The 22,397-nt window shown below is 43.4% G+C and carries 15 protein-coding genes; 12 read left to right on the plus strand and 3 right to left on the minus strand.

Annotation, left to right across the window (positions count from 1 at the left end):
* The first annotated feature begins 118 nt into the window (after positions 1-118).
* From A3763_RS03340 to A3763_RS03365, 6 genes are all read left to right on the plus strand, one after another.
* Positions 119-4,987: an NAD-glutamate dehydrogenase gene (locus A3763_RS03340; RefSeq protein WP_068634567.1), complete on the plus strand. Its 4,869-nt coding sequence runs from the start codon at positions 119-121 to the stop codon at positions 4,985-4,987.
* A gap of 93 nt (positions 4,988-5,080) precedes the next feature.
* Positions 5,081-7,075: a transketolase gene (gene tkt, locus A3763_RS03345; RefSeq protein WP_068506441.1), complete on the plus strand. Its 1,995-nt coding sequence runs from the start codon at positions 5,081-5,083 to the stop codon at positions 7,073-7,075.
* Between the two features lie 44 nt (positions 7,076-7,119).
* Positions 7,120-8,151 (plus strand): type I glyceraldehyde-3-phosphate dehydrogenase, encoded by a 1,032-nt coding sequence (locus A3763_RS03350; protein ID WP_068506446.1) that lies wholly within the window; start codon positions 7,120-7,122, stop codon positions 8,149-8,151.
* 36 nt (positions 8,152-8,187) lie between these two features.
* Positions 8,188-9,351, plus strand: coding sequence for a phosphoglycerate kinase (locus A3763_RS03355; RefSeq protein ID WP_068506448.1), 1,164 nt, complete (start codon positions 8,188-8,190; stop codon positions 9,349-9,351).
* Positions 9,352-9,381: 30 nt separating this feature from the next.
* Positions 9,382-10,446: a class II fructose-bisphosphate aldolase gene (gene fba, locus A3763_RS03360; protein WP_068506450.1), complete on the plus strand. Its 1,065-nt coding sequence runs from the start codon at positions 9,382-9,384 to the stop codon at positions 10,444-10,446.
* A 209-nt stretch (positions 10,447-10,655) separates the two neighbouring features.
* A complete protein-coding gene (locus A3763_RS03365; RefSeq protein ID WP_068506452.1) occupies positions 10,656-12,656 on the plus strand; it encodes an Ig-like domain-containing protein in 2,001 nt (666 codons plus the stop codon).
* Between the two features lie 30 nt (positions 12,657-12,686).
* Here A3763_RS03365 and A3763_RS03370 read toward each other — a convergent pair whose 3' ends face one another.
* From A3763_RS03370 to A3763_RS03380, 3 genes are read right to left on the minus strand one after another with little or no spacing between them, the layout of a single operon-like run.
* Positions 12,687-13,376: a sensor histidine kinase KdpD gene (locus A3763_RS03370; protein WP_068506457.1), complete on the minus strand. Its 690-nt coding sequence runs from the start codon at positions 13,374-13,376 to the stop codon at positions 12,687-12,689.
* 14 nt (positions 13,377-13,390) lie between these two features.
* Positions 13,391-15,052: a tetratricopeptide repeat-containing response regulator gene (locus A3763_RS03375; RefSeq protein WP_082880359.1), complete on the minus strand. Its 1,662-nt coding sequence runs from the start codon at positions 15,050-15,052 to the stop codon at positions 13,391-13,393.
* Positions 15,053-15,070: 18 nt separating this feature from the next.
* On the minus strand, positions 15,071-15,844 hold the full coding sequence (locus A3763_RS03380) for a PleD family two-component system response regulator (protein WP_068506458.1): 774 nt from the start codon (positions 15,842-15,844) through the stop codon (positions 15,071-15,073).
* A 218-nt stretch (positions 15,845-16,062) separates the two neighbouring features.
* On the opposite strand from A3763_RS03380, the gene A3763_RS03385 reads away from it, so the two are divergent.
* The 6 genes from A3763_RS03385 to nqrE all read left to right on the plus strand — a co-directional run.
* Positions 16,063-17,529 (plus strand): glyceraldehyde-3-phosphate dehydrogenase, encoded by a 1,467-nt coding sequence (locus tag A3763_RS03385; RefSeq protein ID WP_068506464.1) that lies wholly within the window; start codon positions 16,063-16,065, stop codon positions 17,527-17,529.
* Positions 17,530-17,885: 356 nt separating this feature from the next.
* Positions 17,886-19,229 carry a Na(+)-translocating NADH-quinone reductase subunit A gene (locus A3763_RS03390; protein ID WP_068634568.1) on the plus strand — a complete coding sequence of 448 codons (1,344 nt, stop codon included), beginning with the start codon at positions 17,886-17,888 and terminating at the stop codon, positions 19,227-19,229.
* Between the two features lie 2 nt (positions 19,230-19,231).
* On the plus strand, positions 19,232-20,422 hold the full coding sequence (locus tag A3763_RS03395; RefSeq protein ID WP_068506469.1) for an NADH:ubiquinone reductase (Na(+)-transporting) subunit B: 1,191 nt from the start codon (positions 19,232-19,234) through the stop codon (positions 20,420-20,422).
* Positions 20,415-21,215 carry a Na(+)-translocating NADH-quinone reductase subunit C gene (locus tag A3763_RS03400; protein WP_068506472.1) on the plus strand — a complete coding sequence of 267 codons (801 nt, stop codon included), beginning with the start codon at positions 20,415-20,417 and terminating at the stop codon, positions 21,213-21,215. The genes A3763_RS03395 and A3763_RS03400 overlap by 8 nt, the downstream gene beginning before the upstream one ends.
* A gap of 2 nt (positions 21,216-21,217) precedes the next feature.
* Positions 21,218-21,883, plus strand: coding sequence for an NADH:ubiquinone reductase (Na(+)-transporting) subunit D (locus A3763_RS03405; protein ID WP_068506475.1), 666 nt, complete (start codon positions 21,218-21,220; stop codon positions 21,881-21,883).
* On the plus strand, positions 21,883-22,397 hold a 515-nt coding region (gene nqrE / locus A3763_RS03410; protein ID WP_197482730.1), incomplete at its 3' end, for an NADH:ubiquinone reductase (Na(+)-transporting) subunit E. The genes A3763_RS03405 and nqrE, both read left to right, overlap by 1 nt.

Genomic DNA, 22,397 nt, shown 5'->3' on the forward strand with positions numbered 1-22,397 from the left:
AATCGAAGATTAAACTTAATAGATAGATGATTAATAAGCAATTTCCTGTCAATGAACTATTATTCATTTAACTAATGTAAGTTGTGAGCTTTGTTGATTGAAATGGCGGAAAATAATAATGAAGGTTATTGATACCACAAGTAAGAAAAAATTCATTTCCCAGATTAAAGACTCTGTTAAGGATAAGTTAGGTGTCAAACAGGGAGCGTTGGTTACCCAGTTTGTCGACCAGCTTTTCGCAAGCACGTTTATAGAGGAATTCGAAGACCGTAGAGTCTCGGATATGCTCGGCCTTGTTATGTCGGCATGGAAGTTTTCTTCATCGCACAAAGGTACAAAGGCGAAAATTGAGGTTTTTAACCCGAACCTTGAAGACCATAATTGGCAGTCACCCCATACTGTACTCGTGGTGCTTCAAGAAAACATGCCGTTTATTGTCGATTCGATCAGGCTAATCCTTTCTAATCGCATGGTCAAAATTCATAGTATTCAGTATGCAAATATCCGTTGCGAACGAGCAAAAAATGGTGATATTGAATCCCTTAAAAGTGGTGCCGCCGCAAAAGAATCAACCTGCAATGATGAAGCGCTTATATTTATCGAGATAGATCGGCATAGCGATTCAGCGTCTCAGAAGTCTTTGCTAAAGGCTATCAATGAAGTGATGTCAGACGTTTCAACGATGGTTGGCGACTATGAAAATATGCTTACCAAGAAACAGAGCTTGATAGAAAACCTAACCGAAAAGAATTATAAAACTATTGCGCCTGAAGACATTGAAGAGGGGCGCGAGTTTTTACGCTGGATGGGGGATGAACGCTTCATCTTCTTGGGTTGTGTAGATTATGACCTAAAGAAAGAGGGAAGAAGTGAAAGTTTCGACCTCGTTAAAGGAAGCGGCCTGGGGCTGGTTCATCGCTTTGTAGATTTTATCGAAAAGTCAGAACTGAACAAGTTGCCAAAAGCCTCTAAGCAACAAATTTTCGGTAGCAATTTGTTCTTTTTCTCAAAGGCTTCTCAGCGGTCCTCCGTTCATCGACCTGTTTATCCAGAGTGTGTTGGTGTAAAGCGTTTTGATAAAGATGGCAATTTAGCCGGTATCTGTTGTTTTATTGGCCTATACACCGCAAAAATGTATTCTGAATCGCCTGCAAACATTCCTTTGTTGCGGAATAAAATCAGCTACGTTTCTGAAAACTCGGGTTTAAATATACGGGACTATCGGGGCAAGGAGCTTCTGCAGTCTCTGATAGTTTTTCCACGGGAGGATCTGTTCCAGATTGATAAGGATGAGTTGCTCGACGTTATTATGGGAACCCTTTATATACAGGAGCGAAAGCAGACAAGGCTATTTATAAGAGAGGATATTTTTAGCCAGTTTGTCTCATGTTTGGCTTATGTCCCAAGAGAAATCTATAGCACGGATATTCGCCTTAAAATTCAGCGAATTTTACAAGATAGTTTAGGTGCTGCTGATACTGACTTTAATACATTTATATCTGAGTCAGTGCTTGCGCGAACCCATATTAACTTGCGTGTTGAACATTTTGACCGAAGTGCGTTTAACGTTGCTGACATTGAAGAGAAAATTGTTGCTGTAGCTCAGTCTTGGGAAGACGATCTAGAGCAATCTTTGTTTGATGCTTACGGCGAAGAGAAAGCAAATACTTATATCAACCGTTATAGATCCGCTTTTTCATCAAGTTATCGAGAAGAGTTTTCGCCTCGAAGAGCTGCGGTCGATATCGAGAATATAGAAAAGGTAAAAACTGAAAATACGATTGGTATGAGTTTTTATCGAACGATAGAAGAAAATGAAAAAGTCGTTCACTTTAAGCTTTTTCATGCTGATCAACCGATCCCATTGTCTGATGTCATGCCTATCTTCGAAAATATGGGGCTGAGAGTTATCGGTGAGAACCCTTACGAAAGTATTGATCGTGAAGGAGCTACGGTGTGGTTACATGATTTTATGTTGACGACAAGCGATCAGAAGCCAATTGATATTTCGAAGATTCGTGATAATTTCGAAGAGCTATTTATCAAAGTGTGGCAGGGAGACGCAGAGAATGACCGATTTAATAGGTTAATAATCAGTGCCTATATGAATTGGCGTCAAATCGCGATGCTACGATCTTACTCCCGTTATATGCAACAGATTCGCGTTAGCAACTCTCAAGAGTTTATTTCTAATACGGTGGTGTCAAACGTAGAAATCACGGCCTTGCTTAGCGACTATTTTGAACACCGTTTTAAACCCGGTGCAAACGCTTTATCTGCAAAGAATCTAAAGCTGCTAGATAAGATAGAAGAAAACTTTTACAAGGCGCTAAACAATGTACATAACCTGACCGAAGACAAGATTCTGCGTTTATATCTTGATTTGATCAAAGCAACGATGCGTACAAACTTCTATCAGCACGATAGCGGTGGTGCGGATAAAAGTTATATTTCGTATAAGTTGCAGCCGCGTTTAATTCCAAACGTTCCTTTGCCCGTTCCAATGTATGAGATATTTGTTTATTCGCCCAGGGTTGAAGGGGTTCATTTGCGTGGGGGGAAGGTTGCTCGTGGTGGCTTGCGTTGGTCTGATCGTTATGAAGATTATCGCACTGAAGTTTTAGGCTTGGTTAAGGCTCAGCAAGTTAAGAATGCTGTTATCGTTCCGGTTGGTGCGAAGGGCGGCTTCGTTGCTAAGAATTTTCCAAGCGACCGGAAAGGCTTCATCGCTGAAGGGATTGCGTGTTACCAAACCTTTATTACCGGAATGCTTAATGTAACCGATAACCTGGTTAATGGTGAAGTGGTTAAGCCGACCGAAGTCGTATGTCATGATGATGACGATTATTACCTCGTAGTTGCCGCGGATAAAGGCACAGCAACCTTCTCTGATATTGCGAATGAGATATCTTTGGAGAAGGGGCATTGGCTTGGTGATGCCTTTGCTTCGGGTGGTAGTCACGGCTACGACCACAAGAAAATGGGGATCACTGCAAAAGGCGCTTGGGTATCAGTTCAGCGCCATTTCAGAGAGCTAGGTCTTAATACGCAAACAACGCCATTCACTGCAATTGGTATCGGTGATATGGCAGGCGATGTTTTCGGAAATGGCATGCTGCTATCCAAGCATACCAAGCTAGTAGCGGCATTTAACCATATGCACATTTTCTTTGATCCTGATCCGGACCCTTCAACAAGCTTTTCAGAGAGAAAGCGCTTGTTTGAACTGCAGGGCTCTACCTGGGATGACTATAACAAAGAACTGATTTCTGAAGGTGGCGGTATTTATTCACGTTCCTCTAAGTCTATTGAACTTTCGAAGCAAATGCAGGACTTTATCGGTACAAAGGAAACGCGCCTGGCTCCAAATGATTTGATAAATCGAATACTAAAGGCAGAGGTTGACCTGCTTTGGTTTGGCGGCATTGGCACCTATATTATGTCGAGCAAGGAAACTCACGCGGATGTGGGTGATAAGGCTAATGATGTATTACGTATCACCGGTAAAGAGCTAAAAGCCAAAGTAGTCGGTGAGGGCGGAAATTTGGGTATGACCCAGCTTTCTCGTATTGAGTATGCTCAGAGTGGCGGGCAATTAAATACAGACTTTATCGATAACGCGGCTGGCGTAGACTGCTCAGATCATGAAGTGAATATAAAGATCCTCTTGAATGATATATTGCTGAATGGAGACTTAACTGAGAAGCAAAGAAATAAACTGTTAGCAGACATGACGGATAGCGTGTCTGATCTCGTTTTAAAAAATAACTACCGTCAAACACAAGCAATTAGTATAGCGCTTAAAGATGCGATGCCAAGAATGGAAGAGTATCGACGTCTGATCAATGCAATGGAAGCATCAGGAAAGCTGAATCGTGAACTTGAGTTCCTGCCTTGTGATGACGATATCACTGAGCGAAAGTCTCTAGATATGGGGCTAACAAGACCCGAGTTATCAGTACTTATCTCCTATGTAAAAGGTGACCTTAAAGAAGAGCTTATTAACTCGAACCTTCCTGATGATGACCACTTGAGTGATGAAATTGAGGTCGCCTTCCCACAACAGATAGTCAAGAAATACGGTGCTCAACTTCATGATCATCGCTTAAGAAGAGAGATCATATCAACGCAGGTTGCTAACGATATGGTCAATCATATGGGGATTACATTCGTTGAGCGGTTAAAGCAATCAACAGGTGCAAGCTCCTCTTCAGTTGCTTTGGCTTATATTATCGCGCGTGATGTATTTGACCTTGAAAATATTTGGGGGCAAATAGAGGATCTTGATTACCTTATTTCCAGTGACCTCCAGTACAGTATGATGGCTGAGTTAATGAGTTTAATGCGCAGAGCATGTCGCTGGCTGATCAGAAATCGTCGCAGTGAATTAAACGTTACTGAGAATATGGACCGTTTCAAAACTGGTATAGCCAAGATTGCTAAATCGTTACCAAGTTACCTGACTGGCGCATCTGCCCAGTTATGGCAAGATAAGTTTGATAGCCTGGTCGAGCAAGGTGTGCCGGAAAAGCTCGCAGGTATTGTCGCTGGGGCCAGTCATTTGTATTCTGCGCTTGGGATTATAGAGGCGCAGGAAGAGGGTGATGGCTCTCTGGATCAGGTTGCCAAAATTTACTACTTACTGGGCAATCGCTTAGAGCTAACTTGGTTCTCCTACCAAATTAACGCACTTACGCCTTTAACTCACTGGCAAGCACTAGCGCGTGAAGCTTTCAGAGAAGATCTAGACTGGCAGCAGCGTGCTTTAACTGTCGGTTTGTTGAAGTTGAATGATGCCCCGAAAGACATAAATAAACGTGTCGATTTATGGATGGAGCAGCATGATGAGCTTGTGGCGCGATGGCGTCAGATGCTCACTGAATTCAAAGCTACCGAAGATGCAGAGTTTTCAATGTATTCAGTTGCGTTGCGAGAGTTGCTGGACCTTGCCCAGAGTACGGTTCACTCGGCCTCCCAGGCTTCATAATATTATTACCCTATTGTTCAAGTTTTATTTGCTCAATAGGGTAATTTAAGCGAGAATGGCGGCTTTTTTAGATCATCTTTCGGGAGAAATTTAATGCCGTCACGTCGTGAACTAGCAAATGCCATTCGTGCGTTAAGTATGGATGCAGTTCAAAAAGCAAAGTCTGGCCATCCTGGCGCGCCAATGGGAATGGCTGATATTGCTGAAGTGTTATGGAACGGCCACTTACAGCATACCCCTCAGAACCCGTCTTGGCCAAATCGCGATCGATTTATATTGTCCAACGGCCACGGTTCAATGCTTATCTATTCTTTGCTGCACTTAAGCGGTTATGATCTGGGTATTGAAGATCTTAAAAACTTCCGACAGCTACATTCTAAAACGCCAGGTCACCCTGAATACGGATACACACCCGGAGTTGAAACTACCACTGGCCCTCTTGGTCAAGGTATTTCTAATGCGGTGGGTATGGCGATAGCCGAAAAGTCACTTGCTGCGCAATTTAACCGTGAAGGTCATAATATCGTTGATCATTACACCTATACATTTGCTGGTGATGGCTGTTTGATGGAAGGTATTTCCCACGAAGTGTGTTCTTTAGCAGGTACGCTTGGCTTGGGTAAATTGGTACTTTTTTATGATGATAACGGCATTTCAATAGACGGTGAAGTCGAAGGTTGGTTCTCTGACGATACACCTAAGCGCTTCGAGTCTTATAACTGGCAAGTTATTCCTAATGTAGATGGTCATGATGCTGATGCCATCGAGGCGGCCATTAAAGAAGCTAAAAGTAATACTACTCAGCCAACTATTATTTGCTGTAAAACAGTAATAGGTTTTGGTTCGCCAAATAAAGAAGGTAAAGAAGATTGTCACGGTGCTCCGTTGGGTGATGATGAAATTGCTGCAACTCGTGAGCGCTTAGGCTGGGCTCATGGTGCTTTTGAAATTCCCGAAGATATATATAATGGCTGGAATGCTCGTGAAGCGGGTTCCAAGGCTGAGAAAGATTGGTCTGCTCGTTTTGATGCATACGCAGAGGTATATCCAGAACTTGCTAGCGAATTCAATCGTCGTTTAGCTGGTGAGCTTCCAGAAGATTTTGCTAAACAAGCAGATCAATACATTAATCAGTTGCAAGAAGATGGTGCAACGATTGCCAGCCGAAAGGCATCGCAGAATTCCTTGAACCAGTTTGGTCCAATGCTTCCTGAATTAATGGGGGGCTCTGCTGATCTTGCTGCGTCTAACCTGACTTTATGGAGTGGCTGTAAGGGCTTGGAAGCTAATGATGCGGCCGGTAACTATATTTATTACGGCGTTCGTGAATTCGGTATGGCTGCGATTATGAATGGCATCGCCTTACACGGCGGATTTGTTCCTTACGGTGCTACTTTCTTAATCTTTATGGAATACGCACGCAATGCTGTACGTATGTCTGCACTCATGAAGCAGCGTGCTATCTATGTATTTACACATGATTCTATTGGTCTGGGCGAAGATGGCCCAACTCATCAGCCGGTCGAGCAGATTTCAAGTTTGCGTCTAACGCCTAACATGAACTGCTGGAGGCCTTGTGATACGGTTGAGTCAGCCGTGTCGTGGAAGCATTCCCTTGAGCGTGCCGATGGCCCATCTTCATTGATTTTCTCGCGGCAAAACCTAGTTCACCAAGAGCGAAGTAAAGAGCAAGTTGCAAATATTGAGCGTGGTGGTTACATCTTGAAAGACTGTGAAGGCTTGCCAGATTTGATTCTGATCGCTACAGGTTCTGAAGTAGGATTGGCAGTTGCTGCTGCAGACGAACTTACTAAGCGTGAAGTTAATGTCCGAGTTGTTTCTATGCCTTGTACTGATGTTTTTGATCAGCAAGATATCGAATATCGCCTGTCTGTTTTACCTCTTGAGGTTCCTGCGCGTATTGCTATTGAGGCAGCGATCGCCGATTACTGGTACAAGTATGTGGGTATTGACGGACGAGTGATCGGCATGAATAGTTTTGGCGAGTCTGCACCTGCAGGACAGTTGTTTGAGGAGTTCGGCTTCACTGTTGATAACATCCTAAATGTTGCCGAAGATTTGCTATAAATGCACGACCTTATAGTGAGCCTTGAAGGTATCGGACGCTCTGAATGACTTATCGTGTCGCAATTAATGGCTATGGTCGTATTGGGCAGTCTTTGTTGCGTGCTAGCTATGAACGGTCGAAAGGCCGTTCTGTTGGTGACGATTCGATAAAGTTTGTCGCTATTAATGAGCTTGCAGATGCTGATACGATTGCTTATTTGACCCGGTACGACACGACATTTGGTAGATTCCCGCTTTCAGTTGATGTCCAGGGTGACTCGAAGATGGTTGTCGGGAACGACCTAATTGCCTTAACACGTTTTTCGCAACCTAGCATGCTTCCTTGGGAGGATCTGGGTATAGATTTAGTCATGGAGTGTACTGGTCGCTTTAGTTCTCTTAAGCAGGTTTCCGGTCATTTGGAGTCTGGTGCCGGGCGCGTGCTTGTTTCTCAACCAGGTGATGAAAGCTTCGATAAGACAGTGATCTATGGTGTAAATCATTTTGGCTTAGATAGTGGCGACATAATCGCCTCGTGTGCGTCATGTACTAGTAATGCTGTTGTGCCAGTATTGAGTGCTATAGATGAACGCTTCGGTATTGTAGCTGGTTCGCTTACCACTATTCACTCCGCTATGAATGATCAGCCAACGATCGATGCCTATCATCATCAGGATCTTAGGCGTACTCGAAGCTCGATGAACAATGTGGTTCCCGTCGACACAGGTTTGGCGAAAGGTGTTGAGCGTATTTTGCCTGACTTGAAAGGTAAATTAACTGCGACTGCTATGCGAGTCCCTACGATTAATGTTTCAGCGATAGAGTTATCGTTGTATGTAGATATGGCCGTTAATACTAATGATGTGAACGCATTGTTAGCCGAAAAGGCTGGTGCCGATAAATTTGGTATTTTCCACTACACCGAAGAGCCGTTAGCGTCGAGTGATTTTGTTGGTGATACTCACTCAACAATTGTTGATGGTAGTCAGACAAGAGTGAGTGGCGGACGTTTGATCAAGGTTTTGACTTGGTTTGATAATGAATGGGCATACGCAAACCGTATGCTCGATGTTGCTAGATATTGGCTTGCAAAGTGACTTTTTGCAGGGCCGCAATGTTATATGGGAGATTATATGTCTGTTCTTAAAATGATGGATCTCGACCTTAAAGGAAAGAGGGTTTTGATTCGCGAAGATTTGAATGTTCCAGTTAAAGATGGAAAGGTAACGAGTGATGCACGTATTCGAGCGTCATTGCCTACAATCAAGCATGCTATGGAAGCCGGCGCTAAAGTAATGCTTATGTCTCATTTGGGTCGACCAACTGAGGGTGAGTATGATGAGGCTTTTTCACTGGCGCCCGTTGCTAGTCATATGTCCGATCTGCTCGGTAAAGATATTCCAGTACTAAAAGATTGGCAGGATACAGACGGTCTGAATGACGGCGACGTTGTGTTATTTGAAAATGTTAGATTTAACGTTGGTGAAAAGAAAGATGATGAGGCTTTGTCAAAGGCCTATGCAAAGCTTTGTGATATTTATGTGATGGATGCTTTCGGAACCGCTCATCGCGCACAAGCATCTACGCATGGTGTCGGCAAATTTGCCCCTGTTGCCTGCGCAGGCCCTTTGCTTGCTGCTGAACTGGATGCTTTAGGAAAAGCATTAAAAGAACCTAAGCGACCTTTAGTTGCTATTGTTGGTGGTTCCAAAGTCTCCACTAAATTAACAGTGCTTGAGTCACTTTCTGATATTGTTGACCAGCTAATTGTCGGTGGCGGTATTGCTAATACCTTTTTAGCTGCTGATGGCAAGGCTGTTGGTAAGTCTTTGTGTGAGGAAGATTTAATTCCCAAGGCTAAAGCTCTTAGCGAAAAGACTCATATCCCATTGCCTACAGACGTCGTGGTTGGTAGTGAGTTTTCAGAGTCTGCAGTTGCGACAACGAAAAATTCTGATGAGGTAGATGAAGGCGATATGATTTTTGATATCGGCCCGGCAACCTCTGAGAGCTTGGCGGAAATACTGAAAAGTGCGGGTACGATAATTTGGAATGGGCCAGTAGGCGTGTTTGAGTTCGACCAGTTTGGTGCGGGCACTAAAGCGCTATCATTAGCCATCGCTGATAGTGATGCATTCTCAATAGCAGGTGGTGGCGACACCTTGGCTGCTGTCGATAAGTATGAAATCGCAGATAAGGTTTCGTATATTTCTACGGGTGGCGGTGCCTTTTTAGAATTTGTAGAAGGTAAGACTTTACCTGCAGTAGCAATGTTAATAGAGCGCGCAAGCTCATAAATTCAATCCATGTTTTAACCGGAGATAATCATGGCATTAATTAGTATGCGACAACTACTTGATCATGCTGCAGAGTATGACTACGGAGTTCCAGCGTTTAACGTAAATAACCTTGAGCAGATGCGCGCTATTATGGAAGCAGCTGATCAAACAAATAGTCCTGTGATAGTGCAGGCTTCAGCCGGTGCTCGTAAATATGCCGGAGCACCTTTTTTGCGTCATCTTATTTTGGCGGCTATCGAAGAATTCCCGCACATTCCTGTTTGTATGCATCAGGACCACGGTACTTCTCCAGCAGTTTGCCAGCGCTCGATTCAACTTGGGTTTTCTTCAGTGATGATGGATGGTTCGCTGATGGACGATGGCAAAACACCTTCCAGCTACGAATATAACGTTGACGTCACAAAGCGCACTGTTGAAATGGCGCATGCTTGCGGTGTTTCTGTTGAAGGTGAGCTTGGCTGTTTGGGGTCTTTAGAAACTGGCCAGGCAGGTGAAGAAGATGGTGTTGGTGCTGAAGGTACACTTAGTCACGATCAGATGTTAACTGATCCAGAAGAGGCAGCAGATTTTGTTAAGCAAACTGGTGTTGATGCGTTAGCGATTGCATGTGGTACAAGCCATGGCGCGTATAAGTTCACGCGTCCACCTACTGGTGATATTTTGGCTATTGACCGTATTAAAGCGATAAATGAACGTATTCCTGGTACGCACCTGGTAATGCATGGTTCATCCTCTGTACCTCAAGAATGGCTTGCTGTTATTAACGAGTACGGCGGCGAAATTCCTGAAACCTATGGTGTCCCTGTAGAGCAGATTGTAGAGGGCATAAAATATGGCGTTCGTAAGGTAAATATTGATACCGATCTACGTCTGGCTTCTACTGGTGCTGTGCGTCGCTTTATGGCACAGAATCCAGCAGAATTCGACCCTAGAAAGTATCTAAAAGAAACTGTAAGTGCGATGAAAGAAATTGTAGTTGCTCGATACGAAGCGTTCGGAACAGCTGGTCGTGCTGATAAGATTAAGGCTCAAAGTCTTGATTCAATGTTTGCACAGTACCAAGACGGTTCTTTGGCTCCGAAGATATCTTAACCTTGGTAAGGGCCTGAATTTATTCAGGCCTTTTTTCTCATTGCGTTTAAAAAAGCCCTCATTAAAACTTTTATACTCAAACTGTCCAATATTTTCTAAGCGAAGCTGTTACTTGTCGCACAATCTTGGAAGTAAACCATAGAGCGTTCATCTGGTACATGGTATAAATGCCTGATTCATTTCTACTATTGTATTTATATGGAGTTTAAATGCACTCTCACTACCTAAGAGCCGGGAAAAATAAACTAATACTCCTGGTTGTTATTTTTCTTTCGGGCCTTTCTGCCTGTGATAGCGATGGTACTCGTAGTCTGCCTGAGGCTGCCACCGATACTACTGCACCGACTATTGTTCGCATCACTCCTGATTCTGAAGAGATAAGCTACGGCGTGGACTTAAATCCAACTGTGTTATTTAGTGAGAAAATGAATATAGATTCTTTACTTGATAATCGAGTTGGTATTTATTCTGGTAGTTTCGATCCTGACTCAATTACAGAGCCTGTTGAGCGAGAAATAAATATTTCTCACAGTACTGTCCCTGGGGAGTCAAAAGTACCAGATGAAGAAAGCGGTAAATTGATTGATGTTGACGCTACTGAGTTAACATTAGGGCTGAGTAGTGGTCGTTTTGCCTTACATAACACTTATACTCTTCAAGTGGAATCAGACGTACATGATTTAGTGGAAGATGATTTGTCAACAAGTGAGGATGAGCGTAATTTTCTTGAAGGCGGGGAGAGGGTCGCGTTTACGACGGAGTCTGGCGTATGGCACGAGTCCGAAACTCTTAATTTCAAGTACTTGAATGAAGAGGGTACACAGGCAGTCTTTCATCAAGGGGACAGCTTTGAGCCGATTATCCAAAGTAGTCAAAGTGGCACTACTTTATTGGTTTGGAAGCAGAGTGTTGAAGGTGTGACACAGATTTGGGCAAGTCAATATCTAGCGGATCAGGAAGTCTGGGTTCTACCCGGAACTGAGTCTGCTTCACGGCATTGCCGCAAGAATCCTGACTCTCTTGATTCTTCCTGCGTTAACTCATTAAGGTTGGATAGTGCTGGTCTTGGTAGCGTTTACTCTCCAGAAATCGCTATTAATGAGCTGGGGCATGCGGTCGTTATATGGATTCAGCCAAGGTCTCCTGACGCACAGCTGACAGCATGGGTTAACATGTTTGATGGGAATGCATGGAGCGGGCCACGAGATCTTTTAAGTGGGTCTTCTGTTGATGGTGAGGTTAGAAATACCAGTTTTAGCTTAAGTGATTCTGGAGGGGTTGTTGGTGGTTTCATTCAACAAAGCTCTGCCGGTGTTCAGCGTGTAAGGCTGCTTTCTTTTAATTTTATTACCGGGTTTAATGGTTTGGGGTTTGGCGCTCCAATTTATATTGATACAGTATCAGGAGCCGATGTTTTGGGAGACGCCCAAGACCTTGAATTATCTCTTAGTTCCTCAGGTCTTGGTGTGGTGGTGTGGTCACAGGAAGTGTCGGGCTTCGACAGAGTTAGAGCAAGAAGATTCAATGTATCAAGTGATGCAACTCTGAGCAGTGATGAAACACAGTTTGTTGATGTTGTTGGTGCAGAAACACACTTTGCGGTTCAACCTAAACCCTCAATTTCTGATAATGGCGATCTCTACGTTGCTTGGCGTCAATCTTCTGGAGGTCGATATGATCTAATGCTTAATCGTAACGCTAGCGGAGAGTGGGAAGATGCTAAAAAGATTGAATATGATGACTCGGCAAGCGTTAGTGAGTTTACTCTGGCCCACAATAATTTGAACGAGTTATTTGTGGCTTGGTCAATGCTGTTCGACGATGGTGTGAACAGTCTTACAGTTCGTTCTTATCATCCCGGCTCTGGCTTTTCTACTGCTGAAGACATTCCAGTTACTGGATCTGGTTCTGAGAGACCGGTTACCAGCCCTTTACTAAACTTTGACTATGAAGGTAACGGTGTCTTAAGTTGGGTTCAGAATACTTCGTTCCACCCAAAAATCAAGACAAGACAATATTCTAAGTTGTCTAAGGTGTGGCTGAGTGAAAGTACGATTGTTCAAGAGACATCAGGTGCCGAAGTGTTAACCTTGAGGCAAAATGCCTTGCTACGTGACGGCAGAATACTTTCAGTGTGGGGGCTTTCTGATGTTACCGGTGCATCGCTTGGCAGCGCACTGTTTAAAGAATACCTCCCACCTATTGAGTAAGAAAAATCTAGGCTGGCTTGGCAATTTGATTTAGGGAAGTGCTACCGTGAAGACTCCCCCTCCGTGTCTGCCTCCATTTGATAACTTGATAGACCCTTGCTTGTCATTTTGTGTGTGAAGTTTAGTGACCATTTCAGCAAAATATATTCCCAGGCTGGTGCTGCCAGTTTGAAAGTTAATGTTATTTATTACTTCTCCTGGTGAGGCTTGCAATAGCTCGTCAGGATAACCGATTCCATCATCATGTATTTCTATAATCAGGTCATCATCTTTGATGTAGGCGACGATTTCAATGATCGATTTGGTATAGCGTGAAGCATTATTTAGCGCGTTATTAAGAACGCCCAAAATTACCTCCCTATCAAAATACCAAGATATATTTGGATCACAGGTGATTTCGAGTTCAATATTTTTATCTTTGAGCATTGGCGAATAGTGTGCGGATTGCTCGTCCAGGATGTCGTGAACAAAGCACTCATCGATATGTAATGATAGCATTTCATTCTGCAGGCGATATAAGCCAAGTAGCTGTACAAGGTAGCTATTTACACGTTCAGCCTCATATTTTACGACAGTCGTATTGTTTCTTTGTTGCCACTCTTCAGGCAGTTCTTCGCACATCTGATCTACGGAGTGTAGTAGCATGCTGAGCGAATTTTTCATGTCGTGGACAGCTGAGGCGATAATCATCGAGAAATCGGGTTGTTTGTCTTTACTCATGATACTGTACTCGTTCAATTTTGTTTTTTGGATTGAAGTTCTGCTACTTGCTTCTCGAGGTGTTTAAGCCTTCGGTATTGGTTATGCTGTTCGGGTATGTTGTTTATTTTTTCAAGGGACTGCTCTGCAAGCTTTAATAAGCTATGGTCAGCAGTTTCTTTAAATAGCTTCGTTACAACTTGAGCTAGATTAAGATTCAAGGCTGCGTGTCTTGGTGTATGCTTGAGCGCTTCTTTGAATGCTTCAGCAGCTTGTGCAAGTTGGCCTTGTTCAAACTGCTCAATACCTGATTTATTAAGGCGTTTTGCTTGCTTTTTGGCCACTAAGCTTTCGGGTTCGTCAAGCTGGCTTTCAATTTGCGCTAGCGCTTCGGGGTCGTTACTGAATCGCTCAGCGAGTGTGATTAAGAGTTTCTCGGCACGTTCAAGCTCGTTTAAGGAGTAGAGTGTCTTTGCTAGCTCGATGCCAATTTCCGCTGAGAGCTTCTCTTCTTCAATCATGCACTCTGCTTGATGAAGTTTTTCCTGTGCTGCTTCGGCATTGTTCTGACCATTAAATACTCGAGCCTCGATAAGCGTTGCATTGAGGCAGGCCTGTTCGTCAGTCGAAAATTTATGTGTTAATTCGTTTAGAACTTGTATCGCTTCGTCCGCATGTGTTTTGCCAGAATCACTAAGGTCTCCCGATGACCTTTCGGATAAGCAGCGGCCAAGGTTTAGGTAGTTGTCAGCTTTTTCATGTATTGAGTGTTCGCCATATCGAATAGCTTTCCTGTATGCCTCTGTTGCGCTTTCAATGTCTTGATTCTTTTGACATAGCTTGCCTAGTTTCTCATGACGTAGAATTACTCTGGGCGACATTTCAACTGCTGACTCAAGTGATTCTTGTGCTTTCTGTGGTTGATTCAGTTTCTCGTAGCAAGCTGCGAGACCGTCATATGCTTCAACCATGTAGGGGTTAAGTTTAAGTGCCGCCTTAAAGTTCTCCAGGGCAGGTGAGTAGTCTTGATTTGCTAATTGAGCTTGCGCCAGCCCTAGCGATGCCCACGGTATTTCGCGCTTTGCGATAATTGACTCATACAGCCTGATTGCGCTTTGTGTGTCGCCAATTTGTAGGTAAAGTTGGCCCAATGTTTGGTGGCACCAAGAAGAGTATCGTGACTTATCATTGATTAGTGCCAAGCACTGGCTGATAGCCTTGGGGTAGTTCTCTAGATCAAGTTCCTTATTTATAGGCTTTAGTGTTCGTTGTTGCATTACCAGTTGACCAAGGCGCTTCTCTAATACTGTGCGCGTAATTGGTTTTGCAATGTAGGCGTCGGGTTGGTACTCGCGTGCGCCGAGAACAACATCTTTAGCTGTTTCTGCAGTAACCATAACAAATAAATGGATGTGTTTGAGGCGCTTGTTTACGCGAAGTGCTTCAAGAACCTGTTGGCCGTTCTTGCCTGCACCAAGGTTGAAATCACATAATACTATGTCATAGAAGTTAAAGCGGCATTTTTCTAAGGCATCTTCGGCAGAATAGGCAATGTCGACATGTACAGCGCCAAAAGACGATAGCATGAGGCGCAACGATGAACGGAAGCTTTCAAAATCGTCAATGATCAAAAATTTAAGTCGTGGATAAATTTTATCGAGGTCGGGCTGTTTTTGCTTTGATGTCTTAGTTTCCACGTACGTCAATATCCATATCTACTGATTAGAAGGCGAGTTGTTTTCAAGGTAATCAATTATTTCCTCGACCAATCCATCCATCAAGTTAAGGCGAGTCTGAGTGCTGGCAAAGTTTGATTCAATGCGCTGCGTTGTAAACCAAGTAAACGTTGTGCCAAACAAGGCTAGTGCGAGAAATAGTGTGATGACTATCTGAGAAGGAGTAAAGTTTTGTGACTTTAATCGAAGCTCCTCGCTATCAGCTTTAGATTGCGCGAGTTCTAGTTTTAGGTTTCTATTTTCCTCGTGAAGCTCTTCATATGCGGTTTCTAATGTCGATACTCGCGCTAAAATTTTGCTGTTCGACATGTCGGCAATTGAGGTTTCAAGGTTTTTTTGTACTTCCTGGTAGACAGTAGGGACGTCTTTATCGTCATCTTTGGGCTTCAAGCAGATTCGACTGATCATTAAATATAACTTATCGCGATCAATTTGCTTGGATATAACGCCTGCAGCGCCCAGGGCGTGAGCTTCTTCATAATATTTATGAGCATGCTGTGAGGTGTACATAATGACGGGAATGTTTTGTGTGTCTGGGTTTGACTTAATGGCTTTCAGAGTGTCAAAGCCATCCATACCAGGCATTAAGTGATCTAGAAAAATAAAGTCCGGGTGAAACCATCCAAGTTGAGATAGTGCTTCCTCGCCCGATGAGGCTTGCTCGCATTGGATATCCATTTTTCTAAGAATTTTTGTTAGTAGCATTCTTGAAGTAGATGAGTCATCTACGACAAGCGCATTTGTATCGGCCACGTTTTTTACTCTTGATAGGCTTATGATTGTTATTCATTGATTTTAGCTGTTTTAACTTATAACGGAAATATGTGCGGCATATTTAATGTATTTTGTTGCTAATTGACCCGGATTAAGACGTGTATGCCTTAATTTAACCACAAAGCGTTGCACGCTGAACTATATATCTGGATAATAGCGGCCCTGATTTGACGCATAAACAAATAGAGGTGTTAAGCGTGAGCAATGAAGTGATTGATAACTGTTTTTCAGATTGGAAGAGTCGTGAAGCGACTGCAGAGGCGATGATTCCATTAATTGGTCGTTTGTACCGTCGTAATAATATTGTTACGTCCATCTATGGTCGTGCTGTTATTAACCAGTCAGTAATCGGAATTCTTAAGTCACATCGTTTCGTTCGCCAGGTGGAAGAGAAAGAATTATCTGTCCACGATACTTATGCGGTATTAAAGGTGATGGATGAGCTTGAGCTTGGTCATGCTCGTGTTGACGTTGGTAAGCTCGCCGTTCGCTTTGCTGAACAAACCAATGATGTTAGTTTAGAAGAGTTTGTCAAAGCAGAGTTATCCGACGTTGTTGGTGGCTACAGTGAAGAGGCTAGCAAAGCAGCTTCTGAAAATACCAAAGATGTCGTGTTGTACGGTTTTGGTCGAATCGGTCGCTTACTTGCGCGTATTTTGATTGAGAAAGCGGGCGGTGGAAATAATCTGCGTTTACGTGCAATTGTCGTTCGCGATGGCGGTGCTAAAAACGATCTAGAGAAACGCGCCAGCTTGCTTCGTCGAGACTCGGTGCATGGCCCATTCGAAGGTACAATCACGGTCGATTCTGAAAACAATCTATTGATCGCTAACGGAAATGCTATCCAGGTAATTTATTCTGGCGGTCCGGATCAGGTCGACTACACGCAATACGGAATCAATAATGCAATCGTTATTGATAATACCGGTATCTGGAGAGATGAAGCTGGTCTAGGTAGACATCTTGAGTCTAAAGGCGTTGCTAAGGTGCTTCTAACTGCGCCAGGTAAGGGTGACATTAAGAATATCGTTTATGGCATCAATAACGGTGATATCGCAAACGATGATCAGATTTTGTCTGCAGCATCTTGTACAACTAATGCTATTACGCCTGTTCTTAAGGCGATTGATGATGAATTTGGTGTCATTGATGGCCACGTAGAGACTGTCCATTCTTACACAAATGACCAGAACTTGATTGATAACTATCACAAAGGTAGTCGTCGTGGTCGTAGCGCTCCGTTGAATATGGTTATTACTGAAACAGGTGCCGCAAAAGCTGTTTCAAAGGCACTTCCAAAGATGGAAGGTCGTTTGACGGGTAATGCGATTCGTGTTCCAACTCCGAATGTCTCAATGGCTATTCTAAATCTGAATATCGAAAAAGCTACATCTGTTGAAGATGTGAATGCTTATTTGCGTAATATTTCCCTGCATTCTGATTTGGCTAAGCAGATTGATTATCTGACTTCAGATGAAGTTGTTTCAACTGACTTTGTTGGTTCACGTCGTGCTGGTATTGTAGATTCGAATGCAACTATCGTAAGCGGTAAGCGTTTGGTTCTTTATGTTTGGTACGATAACGAGTTTGGTTATAGTGCGCAGGTTGTGCGTATTGCCAACCAAATGGCTGGCATAGAATATCCCGTCTTCCCTAAGAGCTAGAGTCTAATATTTCCTTCAGGCGCTAACTGTTCAGTTGGCGCCTTTATTTTCTTTCTTGTATAAGCTGACTTTTACTACTTTACTTATCTTGTCTACCTAGTTGGTAGTATCTAGTGCTCCTATATTTGTACGCTAAAACGCTAGGGTTGATTTTTTAAGCAGGTTGGCACTTTAAATGGGTAGAATATAAGTAAATTTTGGTGCGTAGTGTAGCAATATGTTAAATGGCTCACTATAATTGTCCACGATTTTAGGTTCGCCGCAATCGAGTGGTAATGCTTTAACTGTATGGCACTCAACAGAACAAATTCTAACGTGGCGGAAAATTCACAAATTCTGATGAGAAGGCAGGATTAATGGTCAATATTAAAAAAGGCCTCGATCTTCCAATATCCGGTTCTCCCGAACAAAGCATCACCCAAGGAAATTCCATTAGCAAGGTTGCTATAGTTGGATTTGACTATGTTGGTATGAAGCCAACCATGTCTGTTCAGGTTGGTGACAAGGTAGCTAAGGGACAACTTCTTTTTGAAGATAAGAAAACCGAAGGTGTGAAATTTACTGCACCAGCTAGCGGGACGGTTATTGAAGTAAATCGTGGCGAAAAGCGCGTATTCCAGTCGATTGTAATCGAGAAATCTGGTGATGAAAAAGTAGAGTTTGCAAAATACTCCGCTTCAGATCTTGGAAGTCTTACTCGTGAACAAGTCGTATCGAATCTGGTTGAATCTGGCGTCTGGACAGCATTTCGAACTAGGCCTTATAGTAAAGTGCCTGAGTTGACTGCTCAGCCAAATTCAATATTTGTTACCGCAATTGATACTAACCCATTAGCTGCTGATCCTGAAGTAGTGTTGTCGGGCGAAGGTGAGGCTTTTAGTCAAGGTTTAAGTATTATTGAAAAACTTACTGAAGGTAAGGTTTTTGTTTGTACTAAAGCTGGTTCTAACATCGAACTACCAGCCATCGCGCGCGTAGAAAAGCAAGAGTTTTCTGGCCCGCACCCTGCTGGTAATGCCGGAACACACATCCATTACCTTGATCCTGTAAGCGATAGTAAGAGTGTATGGACTATTTCTTATCAGGACGTCATCGCGATCGCTAAGCTTTTCACGACTGGCGAACTGTATGTAGAGCGGATTGTTTCTATTGCTGGCCCTTCTGTTAAGAAACCGCGCTTGGTTAAAACTCAATTGGGTGCCAATATATCTGAGCTGCTGAGCAATGAACTTAGTTCAACCTCTGCCAGAGCCATTTCAGGTTCGGTTTTTGGTGGCCGGACCGCAAGAGCTACAGTTGATTATTTAGGGCGCTATGCTTCGCAAGTTAGTGTTCTTGATGAACAAAAAGAGCGTGAGTTTATTGGTTGGTTATCTCCTGGTGCCAACAAGTTCTCTGTGATGAATATTTACCTTTCTAAGCTTAACCCTGCCAAATTGTTCAACTTTACGACCACAACAAATGGTAGTGATCGAGCAATGGTTCCTGTTGGTGCTTACGAAAAAGTGATGCCTTTAGATATCTTGCCAACTCAGTTACTACGATCTCTGATTGTAGGTGATACAGAGCAAGCACAACTTCTAGGTTGTTTAGAGCTAGATGAAGAAGATTTGGCGCTTTGCACATATGTTTGTCCTGGTAAGTATGAGTACGGTCCGATTCTACGAGAGAATCTGACTCGAATCGAAATTGAGGGTTGATCATGGGACTTAGAACAGTTTTAGATAAAATGGAGCCCCATTTCGAGAAAGGGGGCAAGTACGAGAAGTGGTATGCGCTTTACGAAGCTGCTGACACCATTTTTTATTCGCCATCAAGTGTAACCAAAACCACATCTCATGTTAGAGATGGTATCGACCTTAAGCGTATTATGATTACGGTTTGGTTGTGCGCATTCCCTGCTATGTTTTTTGGTATTTGGAACGTCGGTTTCCAGGCAAATACTGCTATAGCGGCTGGGCTGGGTACTATACCAACCGATTGGCATAGCATGTTTTTCATTGGCCATGATGCGTCAAATATTCTTCATAACTTCGTATATGGCGCAGCATACTATATACCTATCTACCTGACAGTGTTTGTAGTGGGTGGTTTTTGGGAAGTGTTGTTTGCCACCGTGCGTAAGCATGAAGTTAACGAAGGCTTTTTTGTTACTTCAATACTATTTACCTTAATCGTTCCAGCTGATATCCCCTTGTGGCAGGTTGCTCTAGGTATTTCCTTTGGTGTTGTTGTTGGTAAGGAAATTTTTGGCGGTACAGGCAAGAACTTCTTGAACCCAGCCTTAACTGGTCGTGCGTTTTTGTTCTTTGCATACCCTGCCGAGATTTCGGGCGACGCAGTTTGGACTGCTGTCGACGGCTTTAGTGGCGCGACGCCTCTAAGCATTGTTGCAGCCAGCGGAATTGAAGGTCTTAACCAATCAGTTTCATGGGTCGACGCGTTCTTAGGCTTTATTCAGGGCTCAATTGGTGAAACTTCGACGCTAGCGATTATGATTGGCGGTTTTGCATTGCTTGCAACCAAAATTGCTTCCTGGCGTATCGTTGTTGGTGTATTTGGTGGTATGACAGCAATGTCACTTATCTTCAATATGATCGGCTCTGACACTAACCCTATGTTTGCAATGCCTTTTTATTGGCATCTTGTTATTGGTGGTTTTGCGTTCGGGATGTTTTTTATGGCAACAGACCCAGTATCCGCATCAATGACTAACCAAGGTAAGTTTGTATTTGGTGCGCTCATCGGTGTAATGGTTGTTTTAATACGTGTTGTTAACCCTGCATTCCCTGAAGGCATGATGTTGGCAATATTGTTCGCTAACCTGTTCGCACCATATATTGACCACTTGGTAATGCAAGCGAATATCAAGAGGAGATTGGCACGTGTCTAGTAAAGAAACGGTAGGAAAAACTATTACGGTTGCATTTTTGCTCTGTATTGTCTGTTCGATTGTAGTAGCGGGCTCTGTTGTACTGTTAAAGCCAATACAAGAGAAGAACAAGGCGCTAAACCTTAAAGCTAATATTTTGGCTGCCGCAGGCTTATTGGTTGAGGGCGCTTCGGCGACTGAAATTGAGAATGCCTTCTCTGCGATTAAGCCAATGTTGGTTGACTTGGATAGCGGTGAATATGTCGAGGCTTCTGCAGTAAATAAGGAAAATGTCCTTGATTACGACCAGAGAAAAGCGGCTAAAGATCCAGCCTTTTCAACAACTCTTTCGCGAGCTGACGACGTTGCAGGTATCAAGCGTAGAGTTAAGTTCGCCAAGATCTACTTGGTTGAAGATGCCGGAAAGATTGAAACGATCATTCTTCCTGTAAGCGGTTATGGCTTATGGTCGACACTGCATGGTTTCTTGGCTTTGGAGGGCGATGCTAATACAGTCGTTGGGCTTGGCTTCTATGAGCATGCCGAGACTCCTGGCTTGGGTGGTGAGGTTGATAATCCGCGCTGGAAAGCGATTTGGCCGGGTAAAAAGGTCTACGACTTCGCGTCTAGCGATCAGCCAAAGCTTGGCTTGATTAAAGGCGCAGTTGATAAAAGTCGAGCTGATGCCGAATACATGGTAGACGGTCTATCTGGTGCTACTTTGACTAGTGTGGGTGTGACTAACCTTATTCAATATTGGACTGGCGAGCAGGGATTCCAAAAGTACCTGAATCGCTTGCGTGAAGGAGCTTAAGAATGAGTGATGTAACAGCAAAAAAAGTTCTTTTTGAACCAGTTTTTAGCAATAACCCTATCGCACTTCAAATCTTAGGTATTTGTTCTGCGTTAGCCGTTACCACTAGTATGGAGCTATCGGTTGTTATGGGCTTGGCTGTATGTGCAGTATGTGGCCTATCTAACTTGTTTGTATCCGTAATTCGTAGCCAAATACCTTCGAACATACGAATCATTGTTCAAATGACTATCATTGCTTCGTTGGTAATTGTTGTTGATCAGGTTCTCAAGGCCTATGCCTATGAACTTAGTAAGCAGCTTTCAGTTTTTGTGGGCTTGATTATCACGAACTGTATCGTAATGGGGCGTGCTGAAGCGTTTGCAATGCAAAATGGCCCAGGCATGAGTTTCCTGGATGGCATAGGTAATGGTTTAGGATATGCCGTTATTTTGCTATTAGTCGCTTTTGTACGTGAATTGTTTGGTTCAGGCATGTTGTTTGGCATCGAGCTTATGCCTACCGTTAACAATGGTGGCTGGTATGTACCTAATGGTATGTTGCTGCTTCCTCCAAGTGCTTTCTTTATCATCGGTTTGCTTATTTGGGGCTTAAGGCAATGGAAGAAAGATCAGGTAGAGCCTGCTGATTACAAAATCTCGTCTCACTCTGTTAAGGAGGCGTTCTAATGATCGAATATTATTTAAGCCTATTTGTTAAGGCTGTATTTGTTGAAAATATGGCTTTGGCATTCTTTTTGGGAATGTGTACCTTCCTTGCGATTTCTAAGAAGATTCAAGCTGCAACCGGTCTAGGTATTGCCGTAGTCGTTGTATTGGCAATCACTGTTCCTGTAAATAATCTTATTTATACCTACCTTCTAAAAGATGGAGCCTTGGCTTGGGCGGGCTATCCTGATGTAGACCTGAGTTTCTTAGGTTTGTTAACTTACATTGGTGTTATCGCTGCTTTGGTACAGATTCTAGAAATGGTTTTGGATAAGTACTTCCCGGATCTGTATAACGCTCTTGGGGTATTCCTACCATTGATCACAGTAAACTGTGCGATCATGGGTGCATCTCTATTTATGGTTGAGCGTGATTATAATCTTGCTGAGAGCACGGTCTATGGCTTGGGTGCTGGTGTCGGTTGGGCTCTAGCGATCGTCGCATTGGCCGGTATCCGAGAAAAGCTCAAGTACAG

This window comes from Oleiphilus sp. HI0128, from assembly GCF_001635365.1.

What these genes read in the sequence shown, in the direction of transcription:
- A3763_RS03405 (WP_068506475.1), top strand. Translation starts at nt 21,218, where the DNA reads ATGAGTGATGTAACAGCAAAAAAAGTTCTTTTTGAACCAGTTTTTAGC.
- fba (WP_068506450.1), top strand. Translation starts at nt 9,382, where the DNA reads ATGGCATTAATTAGTATGCGACAACTACTTGATCATGCTGCAGAGTAT.
- A3763_RS03365 (WP_068506452.1), top strand. Translation starts at nt 10,656, where the DNA reads ATGCACTCTCACTACCTAAGAGCCGGGAAAAATAAACTAATACTCCTG.
- A3763_RS03390 (WP_068634568.1), top strand. Translation starts at nt 17,886, where the DNA reads ATGGTCAATATTAAAAAAGGCCTCGATCTTCCAATATCCGGTTCTCCC.
- A3763_RS03355 (WP_068506448.1), top strand. Translation starts at nt 8,188, where the DNA reads ATGTCTGTTCTTAAAATGATGGATCTCGACCTTAAAGGAAAGAGGGTT.
- tkt (WP_068506441.1), top strand. Translation starts at nt 5,081, where the DNA reads ATGCCGTCACGTCGTGAACTAGCAAATGCCATTCGTGCGTTAAGTATG.
- A3763_RS03370 (WP_068506457.1), bottom strand. Translation starts at nt 13,376, where the DNA reads ATGAGTAAAGACAAACAACCCGATTTCTCGATGATTATCGCCTCAGCT.
- A3763_RS03350 (WP_068506446.1), top strand. Translation starts at nt 7,120, where the DNA reads ATGACTTATCGTGTCGCAATTAATGGCTATGGTCGTATTGGGCAGTCT.
- A3763_RS03395 (WP_068506469.1), top strand. Translation starts at nt 19,232, where the DNA reads ATGGGACTTAGAACAGTTTTAGATAAAATGGAGCCCCATTTCGAGAAA.
- A3763_RS03340 (WP_068634567.1), top strand. Translation starts at nt 119, where the DNA reads ATGAAGGTTATTGATACCACAAGTAAGAAAAAATTCATTTCCCAGATT.